This window comes from Maritimimonas sp. 2405UD52-3, from assembly GCF_056591715.1.
The window spans coordinates 770,506-783,232 of record NZ_JBWQOL010000001.1 but is presented as its reverse complement, the minus strand read 5'-3'; the positions used below and the strand labels follow the sequence as shown (position 1 = coordinate 783,232).

The window sequence follows — 12,727 nt, the reverse complement described above, 5'->3', positions numbered from 1 at the left end:
AAAACTAATTCAAAATGAAAAAAATACTCCTCTTAGCTATCACTTGCATAGTTATCTTTTCCTGCAATACAAATAGTAAACCTATTTTAAGAGAATCTACCGGAAAAATGAATAGCCTAGTTATTGTTATTGACAATAGCGTTTGGCGTGCAAATCCCGGTGATGCACTAAGAAACATTATAGCTTCTCCTGTTTTAGGTTTACCACAAGAAGAAAATCAGTTTTCTGTTACACAAGTACCCGTAAAAACATTCAATTCAATTTTTGAAACAAGTAGAAATATTTTATTAATTGGTTATGATTCTATCAGCAATTATTCCGTTAAGAAAAATATCTATGCTAAGCCACAAGTGGTAATGACCATTACCGGAACAGATGAGACTGAATTACTAGCGCAAATTGATGCTCACAAAAAAGATATCGTTTCTATCTTTAAAGAAGAAGATTTGAAGTTATATCAGAAAAAGCTTGCCAAGGATTTATTAAAAAAAGACAGTCTAAAAACATTAAAAAACCTTGGTTTTGATATGGAAATACCAAGAAAATATAGATTAGTAGATGATACGGGAGATTTTCTTTGGTTTAGAAATCATATTGATAAAGGTAGCACCAACCTTATTGCCTATCAATTGCCTTTAGATGAAATAGACAGTGTTGCCAACAATATAGCCTCTGTAAGAGATACTATTGGTAAAAAATATATTCCAGGCCCTTCAGATGGTTCTTATATGATTACAGAAGCAGCTTATTCTCCTCACATCAAAAAGACTGAACTTGATGGAAAAGAAACTTATGAGTCAAGAGGAAAATGGGAAGTTAAAGGTGATTTTATGGCAGGACCATTCATAAATTATACAGTGGTTGACAAACCTAACAATCGTTTATTGGTTATAGAAGGATTCACCTATGCACCAAATGTTAACAAAAGAGATTATATGTTTGAACTAGAAGCTATTATAAAAACCTTAAAGATTTAAAAATTTTCAGTAGTATAGGTTTGTAATAGACCTTGTTCATCACTATAAATTATATATGCACGCAGTTCCTGATGTTTTTTCAGGAACTGTTTTGTTTTTTCAAAAGGCATTGCCATAAGTGCCGTAGCATAACCATCAACGTCAGCACAATCTGTTTTACCTATAACAGATACACTTAGTAATTCACTTTGATCAGCATAGCCCGTTTTAGGGTTTATAATGTGCACATATTTCTTTCCTGAAACTGAATCTATTTTAAATTTTCTATAACTACCAGAAGTAGCCATGGTTTCGTTTTTTAATGCAATTACTTTTTGAAGAGAACGAGAACCATCAAAATTAGGCTCTTCAATACCAACTTGCCAGGCTTCACCATTTAGTTTAGCTCCTTTAGTACGTATCTCTCCTCCTATCTCAACCAAATAATCTTGAACATTATTCTTTTCAAGAAATCTGCCTGCAATATCTACTGCATAACCCTTAGCTATGGCATTAAAATCAAAATAAATACGATCGTTTTTCTTCGTGACTTTACCATTTTCTAACTGTACTTTATCAAACCCAACGAGTTCTAGTATTTGTGTTATTTGAGCTGAATCAAGCTTAGCTGTTGATTTTTTAGGCCCAAAGCCCCACGCGTTGACTAACACACCAATAGTGGGATCAAAAACTCCTTCCGTTTCCTTATAAATTTTTAGTGATTTTTGGTAGACCTCTTCAAAATAGCTATCTACCACAATCGTTGTATCTCCTTGATTGATCTTGGAAATGTCTGACGTTGGAATATAGGTGGAAAGTGATTTATTAATTAAGTGAAATAAGCTATCTATTTGTTTTGTAAAATCATGATCATTGTTATAAGTAATATTGAAAGTGGTTCCAAAAGCATGACCCTGCAATTTAGTATAATCTTTAGGTGCTTCTTTATTACATGAATAGAACAAAAACAATCCTAAATAAAACCATAGAAAAAGACATTTCTTCATAATTACTTTAGAATTTACATTTAACATTGCCAAAGATAAAGCTATACTGTTAAATTCATATTAAAATACGCAAGCACTGGGTAGTTTTTTAATACCTTCGTGTCTTGAACTTAATAACTCATAAATTATGAAGAAAATATCTATCCTGACTATTACCGCTGCAGTTTTATTATCTTCTTGTGTTTCTCAAAAGAAATTTGCAGAATTACAAGGCGAATATGATGCTGCAAAACAACAATTGACTGACGCTAATGCTAAGGTCTTAGCATGCCAAGTTGAAAAAGACAAGTTAGCAAATCAACTTTCTTCCTTAGAATCTCAAAATACTTTCCTAAAAGAAAATAACGAGAATAATATTAAACAAATTGAGAATCTTACGATGCTTTCTCAATCTGCAAGTAGTAATATTAAGGATGTAATTGCACAACTTAGCGAAAAAGATAAATATATAAATGGTATTCGTGGTGCTATGTCACGCAAAGACTCGATTAATCTTGCTTTGGCAGTGAATTTAAAGAGCGCTTTGGCAGATGGCATTCAAGACGAAGACATCATGGTAGATGTTGAAAAAACGGTGGTGTATATAACCATTTCGGATAAGCTTTTATTTAAGAGCGGTAGTTCTAATATCTCTTCTAAAGCAAAAGGACTGTTAGCCAAGGTGGCTACTGTAATCAAAGAAAAACCAGAGATGGAAGTAATGGTTGAAGGTTATACAGATAACGTACCTATTAAGACCGCTAAAACTCAAGATAATTGGGATCTAAGTACGCAGCGTGCTACAGCTGTAATTAGAGTATTACAAAATGATTTTGGTATTGCACCAAAGCGATTGATTGCTGCGGGTAGAAGTGAATATTTACCTCTTGCATCTAATGATACAGCTGAAGGGCGTTCAAGAAATAGAAGAACGCGGTTTGTGATTTTACCTAAGTTGGATGAGTTCTTTCATATTTTAGAACAAAAGCCAGAAGCAACACCTGGAAACTAAAAAAGAGTTCTCAAGAAATAAAAAAACCGTCATTAGACGGTTTTTTTATTTCTTGAGTATAAGCTTTTTTTACTAAGCTTCAACTACGTCTGCATCAGGAGCATTCTTCTTAACAGAAGCAATACCATTTTCCATAGCAGAATTAGAGGAATATTGTTCACTAGTACCAATAACTTGCCCGTTAGTTGATTTTAAGTTGAAATATGGCTCTCCATTTTTTGCCTCTAATCTTTCATAATTAGCATCATCACCAGAATTTTTACGTACAGATTCAATTCCGTTATCACATCCAGACTTAGATGCATAACCTTGACTTGCCAAAATAGTTTGACCGTTTCCAGCCTTTAATCTGAATCTGTATTTTCCACCCTTATCAGTGTAAACTTCAAATTTTCCCATAGTTAAATTAGTTTAAATTTTTGTGAATGACCAATTTATAAATTTCATTACAAATTAAAAAAGATATTCCCGTTTTTTATTGAGTAAAAAATTAACAGTTAGCTGTTTACTCCAATAATTTCTTTAAAACTTCATGGTATTTTGCATACTGTACAAGATCATTATGGTGGCCTCCTATTATTGTGATAAACTGTTTATCTTTGGTTGTAGCTTCTTCAAATAATCGCACACTATCGTCATATGGAGTAATCCAATCTTCATTACCATGAAAAAAAGTAATAGGGCATTTTACTTCTTTGATAAACGTATTGGTTTCAAACTTATAATTCAATAAGAACATTGGTGCAAAAGGAAACCTGTGTTTTCCAGCGGCGGCCAAATTATAAAATGGAACTTCTAAAATTAATTGCTGCGGATTATTGTCAGCAGCAACTCTCGTTGCAAATGTTGTTCCCATAGACTTACCGTAAAGTATGATCTTATCTTCATTATAAAATTGTTTTACATAATCATAACTTAGTTGCGCATCTGTATACATCATTTCATCATCTAAATTCCCTGTGCTCTTACCATAGCCTCTAAAATCAATGATAAAAACATCATACTGATAGTCTGTAAAATATCGCACTACATTGCCCCACCCTTTTAAACTACCTGAATTACCATGAAAATACAGAATTACACCTTTAGGATTTTCAATTTTGAAATGCAATGCATTGATGATAGCACCATCATTTGCTTTTAGATTAATCTCCTGAAAGTTATGAATAAAAGAGTACTGAAAATCTTTAGGAAGTTTTTCTGGTTGAAAAATGAGTTTTTCTTGAAAAAAGTAACCAAAAATGATAAAAGCTATATGTATTGCAACTATCCAAACAACAATTTTTAAAAGTAATCTCAGTATTTTTTTAATCATTTGATTCTTTTTCTTTTTTCTTTTTCCTAATAAAGTCAATACTCGTATTTTCTCTATCAATATCTTTAAAAGGTTTTGATTCCAAAATCTCTTTTAAAGCCCTATGATAACCTTCAAAATTATGAAGGTTCTTATGCCCTCCCCCAATTATAGGATATAAACGTGTTACTTTAGGATTTACTTTTGATAATCTCACGCTTGATTTCATAGGTATAACTCTGTCATTTGTACCATGAATTATTTTTACAGGGCATTTTACATATTTCATCCACTTAAAAGTTGGCATTGAGTATCTCATCACTAAACCAATTGGTATAAAAGGCACGTATCTTTTCACATTATTTGATATGCTGTAATAGGGGCAGGCCAAAATCAACATTCTAGGGTTATTTACTGAAGCAACCTTAGTTGCTAAGCCGGTACCCAATGAACGACCATATACTATAATATATTTTTCATCTACCCTCTCTTTTATTACATTGTAAACAGCCTGAACGTCATCTTTCATAGCTTGCTGTGTACGCTTACCTGTACTCTTGCCAAAACCACGATAATCAATCATAATTACATCCCAGTTATGCAGTGTAAAATCTACTGCAAACTTTCCCCAGCCTTTAATACTTTTTGAATTGCCTTTTAAATAAAATACAACTCCTTTCGGGTTGTCAACCTTAAAATGAAGTCCGTTGATAACAACACCTGGCTTTAATTCTATATTATACTCATCTACTTGTTGGTTCTCGTATTGAAAAACAAAATTTTCGGGTAACTTTTCTGGGTGAAAAATAAAACGCTCTTGAAAGAAATAAACAATTAGGCTTAATAGAATTATTAAGCTCAACGCAATTATAATAAGTAATGACCAGTTCATTTTACTGAACTAAAGATACAAATATTACCTATTCATGTATTTTTACAAAATCTTCAAAAGCTACGTAGTATGGGTGATCTTTAAAGACCGGCATTTCAACACTATCTGCATTGGCAATACCAATACCAGCGTACCAGACACTCGCTCCTATTTTCTTGGCATGCGCTACAAACGTTTCCATCCAGATGGTATCGTAATCCTGTGGGTTCTGAATATTATTGGTTACTTTAACCAACACAAAGATGGTAGGCTCATCCTTTTTATACAAAATGAATTGAGGATGTTTTTTAAGTTTACTATTCACAGCTAAGAACTCATACCCCATTTTTTGAAGTTTTTTTCCAATAATATTCATTCCAAGGTTATGAAGTTCTTGTTCTGTTAACGGTGTCATCATTTGCCTAAACATGTTATTTAAACATAAAAAAACAAAATCTATTGCAATAATCCATTAGATTTTTCTGTTTTAATAAAACTGTTTATTCTTTGTAAAGAACATATTTTGGTTTATCAATAAATTTTCTATTTTTAAAGAAATAAGAAGTTATTTATGGAAGTTCCTAAAAGATTAGAACAAGCACTGATTAAACTATACAATGCTTTTCATAATGATGAGTTGAATCCTGAATGCTGTTCAGCTTGTGCTGTTGGTAATATTTTGGACAATCATGATAGCTGGAAGCACCTGTCGGACATACATGGCTCACTAGAGCTAAGTTATGTGGGTAGCGTACATCAACAATTAGGAAGAACTTTTAATGGCTATACACCTTTAGAATTGTTGCAAGTAGAAAAAACATTTTTAGAAGCTTGTGGCTTTAAAACACCACTGTGCCATTACAACAAAAGACCGCATAACCCTAGAAATAAAGAAGTGCTGTTTAAAGGCTTGTCAGCAGTAGTAGGGTTGTTATGCCAACTAGATGCCATTGCCAATGTAATGGATTACTCAAAGATTTTTGAGTATGAAAATGAGAATCCTATCTATAAATTTGATGTAATTTATTCGTAGATACTTCTATTTAAAATTAAATAGACCAATTATAGTATCCAATAAGTTCAATTTAAGATGTGTTTTGTTACAACCATAACAAACGTATCTTTTACTGTTAGGAAACAGTAATCTTTGATATTTTTTACGGCGTATCCTCTCTAATACAGAGTTACATTTATAGCAATTCATAATTTCCCCTTTACCTTTATTAACGTTATAAGGTACGAAATATTCTCCAACGTTCAGACATTAAGAAACCAGGCAATTGCCTGGTTTTTTAATTTATCTGGATTATTATTTACACACGAAGGACAATAGTGCCTATCCACCAAAGTCATCAAAGCGGATGTTCTCATCCGGTATACCAAAATCTTCACCCATCTTTTGAACTGCTTTATTCATTAGTGGTGGCCCACAGAAATACAATTCAATATCCTCAGGTGCCTCATGGTGATTTAAATAGTTATCAATCACACAATTGTGGATGAAACCTACAAAACCATCACCTTCGCCTTCAATACCATCTTTCACTTTCCAGTTATCTTCTTCCATAGGCTCAGAAAGGGCCATGTAAAACTTAAAGTTAGGGAAATCACGTTCTAAAGCTCTAAAGTGTTCAATATAGAACAGCTCACGTTTAGAACGGCCACCATACCAATAGGTTACTTTTCTACCTGTTTTAATAGTTTTAAATAAGTGATACAAGTGCGAACGCATTGGCGCCATTCCTGCTCCACCACCTACGTATAACATTTCGGCATCAGACTCATTGATAAAGAACTCGCCATAAGGGCCTGAAATAGTTACTTTATCGCCCGGTTTTTGTGCAAATATATACGATGATGCTACACCAGGATTTACATCCATCCATGCATTTTTATTACGATCCCACGGTGGTGTTGCAATACGTACATTTAGCATAATCTCGCGCCCTTCTGCTGGATAAGAAGCCATAGAATAAGCGCGTTCAACAGTCTCATTATTCTTCATAACCAATGGCCATAAACCAAACTTATCCCACTCCGTTTGAAATTTATCTGGTGTTTCATGTTCTTCAGGATGCGCGGTAATATCAATATCCTTATAATTAATTGTACAAGGAGGAATCTCTATCTGAATATATCCACCCGCTTTATAGCCCATATCTTCAGGAATTTCTACAACAAATTCCTTAATAAAAGATGCTACATTATAATTACGCACAACCGTTGCTTCCCATTTCTTAATACCAAATACCTCTTCTGGTATAGTAATTTCCATGTCTTGCTTCACCTTTACCTGGCAAGCTAAACGCGCACCATGCTGTAATTCTTTACGTGTAAAGTGTGGTGTTTCTGTAGGTAATGCCTCACCACCACCATCTAAAACATGGCATTCGCATTGAATACAAGTTCCACCACCACCACAAGCCGACGGCAAGAATATTTTTTGATTACCCAATGTTGATAGTAAAGTACCTCCTGAAGCTACTTCAATTTCTTTTTCGCCATTGATCTTGATCTTAACCGGACCAGAAGGTGCTAGTTTTTGTTTTACAAACAGTAATAATGAAACCAATAACAAGATAATAGCTAAAAAAGCTAATACCGTTGTTATGATTACTCCTGTAGTACTTGCTGCTAAAAACATATTATTTATTTAATACTGTTGTTGTGTTTTCTACTAATTCCTTTTTCTTTTCTTCATCTTCAAGCTGGCTCACTTCTTCGGTTTTTTCTTTACCATTTCCCTCATCACCAGTTAACATGCCACCAAAACTCAAGAAGCCAATCCCCATCAATCCGGTAATGATAAATGTAATTCCCAATCCTCTTAAAGGAGCTGGCACAGCTGAATAACGAATCTTTTCACGAATAGCTGCTATTGCCAAAATTGCCAAGAACCAACCAATACCTGAACTTACTCCATAATTTACGGCTAACCCTAATGAAGGAATCTCACGTGTCTGCATAAACAATGAACCTCCTAAGATGGCACAGTTTACCGCAATTAACGGTAAGAAAATACCTAATGAATTATATAATGCCGGAGCAAATTTTTCTACAATAATCTCTACTAACTGCACCATGGTAGCAATGGTTGCAATAAACATGATGAATGATAAGAAACTCAAATCATAATCTGCATACTCAGCACCCAAAGTTTTTGCTAAAGCGCCTGGTTGTAATATATATTGATCAAGCAACCAGTTTAACGGTACTGTTACAGCTAATACAAAGATGACCGCAGCACCCAAACCTACTGCTGTTGATACTTTTTTAGATACGGCTAAGTAAGAACACATTCCTAAGAATGTAGCAAATACCATGTTTTCTATAAAAATTGACTTAAAGAATATTTCTAAATGTTCCATATTTTTTCAAGTTTTCAGTAGCCAACTGCTACTGAGTACTGTTTACTATTTTTAATGATCTTCTACTAATGCAGGGTTCTTGGTACGTTGCACCCAAATAAGAATACCCACTACAATTAAAGCCATCGGCGATAATAACATGAATCCGTTATTCTCATATCCTAAAGCATACAATCCTGTTTTTGCAATTGGATCGCCTAATACCGGAAATCCTAACAATGTTCCTGATCCTAATAATTCTCTGAAGAACCCAACGATGATCAAGATTAACCCATAACCAGCAGCATTTCCAATCCCATCAAGGAAAGATTTCCAAGGACCATTACCTAAAGCAAAGGCTTCAAAACGTCCCATAATGATACAGTTCGTAATAATCAATCCAATAAAAGCTCCTAATTCCTTACTTAATTGATAAGAAAATGCTTTTAATACCTGATCTACTATAATCACTAAAGAAGCAACTACTATCAATTGGACTATAATTCTAATCTTGGAGGGAATTGCATTCCGCATTAACGAAATAACCACATTACCAACACCCATAACGAATAATACAGCTATAGCCATAATAATAGATGCTTTTAACTGTGCAGTAATGGCCAATGCTGAACAAATACCCAATACTTGTATAGTAATAGGATTGTTATCTGTTAATGGATCAGTAATTAATTGTCTATTCTTTTTAGAAAACAAAGGTTCACTAGGAGTCTTCACTACTTTTTCTTGCTCTGCTACTTCTGCCATGTATTATTTTTTTAAAATATTGAAATAAGGTAGGTACAGTGCCAAATCTTTTTTAATCATGGCTGTTACTCCATCACCAGTAATGGTAGCTCCAGCAATGGCATCAACCTCATTGTCTGTTTTATCTTCATTTGTTGGATCATTATTTCCTTTTGCTACGGTAATTCCTTTGAATTCACCATTAGAAGAAAACAAAGACTCTCCTTGAAAATCATCTCTAAAATATCCTTCAGTAATATTGGCTCCTAGACCTGGAGTTTCACCTCTATGGTCAAAATATGCTCCTTTTACTGTTTGTAAATCTTCGTTCAAGGCAATGTATGCCCAGATCGCATCCCATAAACCTACACCTCTTACAGGAACTATATAGAATTTCTCTCCATCTTTCTCTCCAACAAATAGAGGTAGCTTTCTTATATAGTCACCAGACTTAGCCTTATCAGCTTCTTTTTTAATATCTATTAAATAGGCCTGATTGTCTTCCGTAGCCGTTGTGCCTTCTATATAATATTGTTTTGTAATATACTTATCAAATTCCGTTTGTGCTTGTTCAGTATCTACAAAACTATCTGCTTCCTCCTCATTTCCAGAGACAGTTGCTTGACTTACTCCCATTGCAAACAAAATATTTTGCTGCTTTTCGGTCTTCATATTTTTAGTTATGGTAGGCTTTAAATACGAAGCTGTAAAGGCTAACAACGAACCCACTACTACCACCATAGCAACGGCAAATAATACGGTATATACATTACTTTCTGTGTTTCTAGCCATGACTTATGCTGTTTTAGCTTTTAAACGTTTTAATCTTCTCTTTACATTACCTTGCACCACATAATGGTCAATTGTTGGTGCAAATACATTCATTAATAAAATAGCCAACATTACACCTTCAGGGTATGCCGGGTTAAATACTCGGATCATCACCGAGAAAAATCCTATTAAGAATCCGTAAATCCATTTACCCTTATTGGTTTGCGATGCCGTTACCGGATCAGTTGCCATATATACGATACCAAAGGCCAGACCACCAATTAATAAATGTTGCCAGAAATCTACAGTCATTAATCCGTAAAACTTACTACCCGAAGTAATCCAACCTAGCTCTACTACTTGGTTGAACATAAAGCCCATTACCAGAGCACCAATAATTGCACTTAGCATGATTCTCCAACTACCTATCTTCGTAAATATTAAGAATAAGCCTCCTAACAGGATTAGCATCGTTGACGTTTCACCTACAGATCCCGGAATAAAGCCCATGAATTGCTCCCAAGTATTATATTTTGGTTCTAGGTTTTGTGCCAAACTTCCTAACATAGTCTCACCTGAAATAGCATCCGGTTGACCAACTCTGTTTACAGCATCATGTACCCAAACTTTATCACCGCTCATCCACGTAGGGTAAGCAAAAAATAAGAATGCTCTTACAGTTAATGCCGGATTTAAGATATTCATACCTGTACCCCCAAATACTTCTTTACCTATTACTACACCAAAAATAACAGCTACTGCTAACATCCATAATGGAGTATCAATTGGAACAATTAGAGGTACTAACATACCTGTTACCAAGTACCCTTCCTCTACTTCGTGCCCTTTGATCACAGCAAAAATGAATTCTACTACCAATCCAACTAAATAAGAAACTATCACCAGTGGCAATACTTTCTTTAAACCAATGATAAGGTTATCTAGATTCCAGAATTCTCCACTAAAGAAACTAGTAGCTCTTTCAATTTCTCCAGCTGCTAAATAATGTTGATAACCAGCATTGAACATACCAAATAGTAAACATGGCACAAGAGCCATAATCACAATATTCATGGTACGCTTCAGATCATCTGCAGCTTTTATATGAGTGCCCCCATGTGTGGTTTCATTTGGCAAATACAGAAAAGTGTGAATGGCATTAAATGCAGGTGCCATCTTTGTGCCTTTATACTTCTCTTTTAAATTATGTAAGTTTTGTTTTAATCCCATTGCTGACTTTTTACCCGATCTCTTCGATCATTAAATCCAAACCTTCTCTTATAATTTGTTGATGTGGTTGTTTAGATACACAAACAAATTCTGTTAACGCAAAATCTTCAGGAGCCACTTCATACATACCAAGTGCTTCCATTTCATCAAGGTCTTTGTATAAACACGCTTTTAAAATTTGCATTGGATAAATATCTAATGGAAATACCTGCTCATAAGAACCCGTTAACACAAAAGCTCTGTGCTCGCCATTGGTATTTGTATTGAGATCATATTTTTTCTTAGGATTCAACCATGAAAAAGTGAATGCTCTAGAGTTTGATATTTTATTAAAGATTGGTTTGTTCCAACCAAAAAATTCATAATCATCTCCTTCAGGAATAGCAGTAATCTGATTGTCGTAATATCCTAAGAATCCTTCTTTGGTAACTTGTGTACCTGATAATACATTTCCACTGATAATACGCTCATTTTGCCCATCTAAATTCTCAGCAACTAAATCCTCAATTTTCGCTCCGGCAATAGCTTCAACATATTGTGGGCGAATAATTTTTGATCCAGTTAAAGCAACCGTACGCGTAGCATTGAATTTACCGGTCAATAATAGTTCACCAATGATAACTAGGTCTTGAGGAGTTACTACCCATACCGTTTCGCCTTTATTGACAGGACCTATTTTGGCAATCTGAGTACCTACATTTCCGCTAGGATGTGGACCTGAAACCTTATGTAAAGAAACTCCAGAAAGATTTGCTAAAGGGTTATTAGCACTTTGACTGACGCTTACATGTACTTTCCCTTCTGTTAATTTTGCTAAGGCAGCAACAGCAGCTTGCAATTCAGCATCTTTTCCAGCCAATACATAGTCTAAATCAGCAGCCAAAGGCGCACTTGCGTAACCTGAGATAAAAATATCTCTTGGTGATTTCTCAGGGTTAGCAATGATGTCATATGGTCGTTGTTTGATAAAAGGCCAACATCCTGAAGCTAACAAATGAGCTTTGATATCATCACTGCTCATATTAGCGACATCTTTTTTATCAAAATCTTGATATTGTTGTTCCTTATCAGCTAAGATTTTTATTTCTAACACCTTACGCTTAGCACCACGAACAATTTCTACAACTTCACCACTTACCGGTGAAGGGAATAACAATTGCTCATTAGTTTTTGAATGAAATAAAGCTTCACCAGCTTTTACTTCATGACCAACTTTTACTAAGAGTTTGGGTATAATTTTGTGAAAATCATCTGGCTTTACAGCATACAAACTACTAATAGGAAGTTTGGTAGTTGTCTTTTCTGCTTCGCCAACGAGCTTAATGTCTAAGCCCTTTTTAATGCGAATGTCTTTTGACATATGAATAAATTAAAATTTCTTGTCGTTAAAAGCGGTGCAAATTTAAAAATTTTGTAGGTGTTTTCTAAGTCTTTACAAGGTTTAAAACTTTATTTATAATCATTCCAAATAACCTTTTAATCAAGCCAAATCACTATTTCTTATTTTTGCCAACAT

Annotated in this window: 14 protein-coding genes; 3 read left to right on the top strand and 11 right to left on the bottom strand. The window is 34.3% G+C overall.

Annotated features, from left to right (window positions below):
- Positions 1 to 14: 14 nt before the first annotated feature.
- Positions 15 to 977, top strand: a complete 963-nt coding sequence (locus tag AC1EU5_RS03695) for a DUF4837 family protein (protein WP_480190998.1) — start codon at positions 15 to 17, stop codon at positions 975 to 977.
- On the opposite strand, the gene AC1EU5_RS03690 is transcribed toward AC1EU5_RS03695, so the two are convergent.
- The gene (locus AC1EU5_RS03690; protein WP_480190997.1) at positions 974 to 1,963 is read right to left on the bottom strand and encodes an FAD:protein FMN transferase; all 990 of its coding nucleotides are present in this window, start codon (positions 1,961 to 1,963) and stop codon (positions 974 to 976) included. The genes AC1EU5_RS03695 and AC1EU5_RS03690 overlap by 4 nt on opposite strands.
- 127 nt (positions 1,964 to 2,090) lie before the next feature.
- Between AC1EU5_RS03690 and AC1EU5_RS03685 the strand changes: the two genes are divergently transcribed.
- Positions 2,091 to 2,954 carry an OmpA/MotB family protein gene (locus AC1EU5_RS03685; protein ID WP_480190996.1) on the top strand — a complete coding sequence of 288 codons (864 nt, stop codon included), beginning with the start codon at positions 2,091 to 2,093 and terminating at the stop codon, positions 2,952 to 2,954.
- Between the two features lie 72 nt (positions 2,955 to 3,026).
- On the opposite strand, the gene AC1EU5_RS03680 is transcribed toward AC1EU5_RS03685, so the two are convergent.
- The 4 genes from AC1EU5_RS03680 to AC1EU5_RS03665 form a co-directional block, all read right to left on the bottom strand.
- Positions 3,027 to 3,353 carry a YegP family protein gene (locus tag AC1EU5_RS03680; RefSeq protein ID WP_480190995.1) on the bottom strand — a complete coding sequence of 109 codons (327 nt, stop codon included), beginning with the start codon at positions 3,351 to 3,353 and terminating at the stop codon, positions 3,027 to 3,029.
- A gap of 106 nt (positions 3,354 to 3,459) precedes the next feature.
- On the bottom strand, positions 3,460 to 4,269 hold the full coding sequence (locus AC1EU5_RS03675) for an alpha/beta hydrolase (RefSeq protein ID WP_480190994.1): 810 nt from the start codon (positions 4,267 to 4,269) through the stop codon (positions 3,460 to 3,462).
- Entirely contained in the window at positions 4,262 to 5,140 is an 879-nt protein-coding gene (locus AC1EU5_RS03670) for an alpha/beta hydrolase (RefSeq protein WP_480190993.1), read from the bottom strand. The genes AC1EU5_RS03675 and AC1EU5_RS03670 overlap by 8 nt, the downstream gene beginning before the upstream one ends.
- A gap of 28 nt (positions 5,141 to 5,168) precedes the next feature.
- A complete protein-coding gene (locus AC1EU5_RS03665) occupies positions 5,169 to 5,537 on the bottom strand; it encodes a Na(+)-translocating NADH-quinone reductase subunit F (protein WP_480190992.1) in 369 nt (122 codons plus the stop codon).
- A gap of 153 nt (positions 5,538 to 5,690) precedes the next feature.
- Here AC1EU5_RS03665 and AC1EU5_RS03660 point away from each other — a divergent pair, with 153 nt between their 5' ends.
- Positions 5,691 to 6,152 (top strand): Na(+)-translocating NADH-quinone reductase subunit F, encoded by a 462-nt coding sequence (locus tag AC1EU5_RS03660; RefSeq protein ID WP_480190991.1) that lies wholly within the window; start codon positions 5,691 to 5,693, stop codon positions 6,150 to 6,152.
- Positions 6,153 to 6,455: 303 nt separating this feature from the next.
- On the opposite strand, the gene nqrF is transcribed toward AC1EU5_RS03660, so the two are convergent.
- The 6 genes from nqrF to AC1EU5_RS03630 are packed head-to-tail and all read right to left on the bottom strand — an operon-like array spanning position 6,456 to position 12,571.
- The gene (gene nqrF / locus AC1EU5_RS03655) at positions 6,456 to 7,763 is read right to left on the bottom strand and encodes an NADH:ubiquinone reductase (Na(+)-transporting) subunit F (protein ID WP_480190990.1); all 1,308 of its coding nucleotides are present in this window, start codon (positions 7,761 to 7,763) and stop codon (positions 6,456 to 6,458) included.
- Position 7,764: 1 nt separating this feature from the next.
- The gene (gene nqrE, locus AC1EU5_RS03650; protein ID WP_480190989.1) at positions 7,765 to 8,487 is read right to left on the bottom strand and encodes an NADH:ubiquinone reductase (Na(+)-transporting) subunit E; all 723 of its coding nucleotides are present in this window, start codon (positions 8,485 to 8,487) and stop codon (positions 7,765 to 7,767) included.
- 51 nt (positions 8,488 to 8,538) lie between these two features.
- The gene (locus tag AC1EU5_RS03645; protein WP_480190988.1) at positions 8,539 to 9,231 is read right to left on the bottom strand and encodes an NADH:ubiquinone reductase (Na(+)-transporting) subunit D; all 693 of its coding nucleotides are present in this window, start codon (positions 9,229 to 9,231) and stop codon (positions 8,539 to 8,541) included.
- A 3-nt stretch (positions 9,232 to 9,234) separates the two neighbouring features.
- The gene (locus AC1EU5_RS03640) at positions 9,235 to 10,002 is read right to left on the bottom strand and encodes a Na(+)-translocating NADH-quinone reductase subunit C (protein WP_480190987.1); all 768 of its coding nucleotides are present in this window, start codon (positions 10,000 to 10,002) and stop codon (positions 9,235 to 9,237) included.
- A gap of 3 nt (positions 10,003 to 10,005) precedes the next feature.
- Positions 10,006 to 11,211: an NADH:ubiquinone reductase (Na(+)-transporting) subunit B gene (locus tag AC1EU5_RS03635; protein WP_480190986.1), complete on the bottom strand. Its 1,206-nt coding sequence runs from the start codon at positions 11,209 to 11,211 to the stop codon at positions 10,006 to 10,008.
- Between the two features lie 10 nt (positions 11,212 to 11,221).
- Positions 11,222 to 12,571 carry a Na(+)-translocating NADH-quinone reductase subunit A gene (locus AC1EU5_RS03630; protein ID WP_480190985.1) on the bottom strand — a complete coding sequence of 450 codons (1,350 nt, stop codon included), beginning with the start codon at positions 12,569 to 12,571 and terminating at the stop codon, positions 11,222 to 11,224.
- Between the last annotated feature and the right edge of the window lie 156 nt (positions 12,572 to 12,727).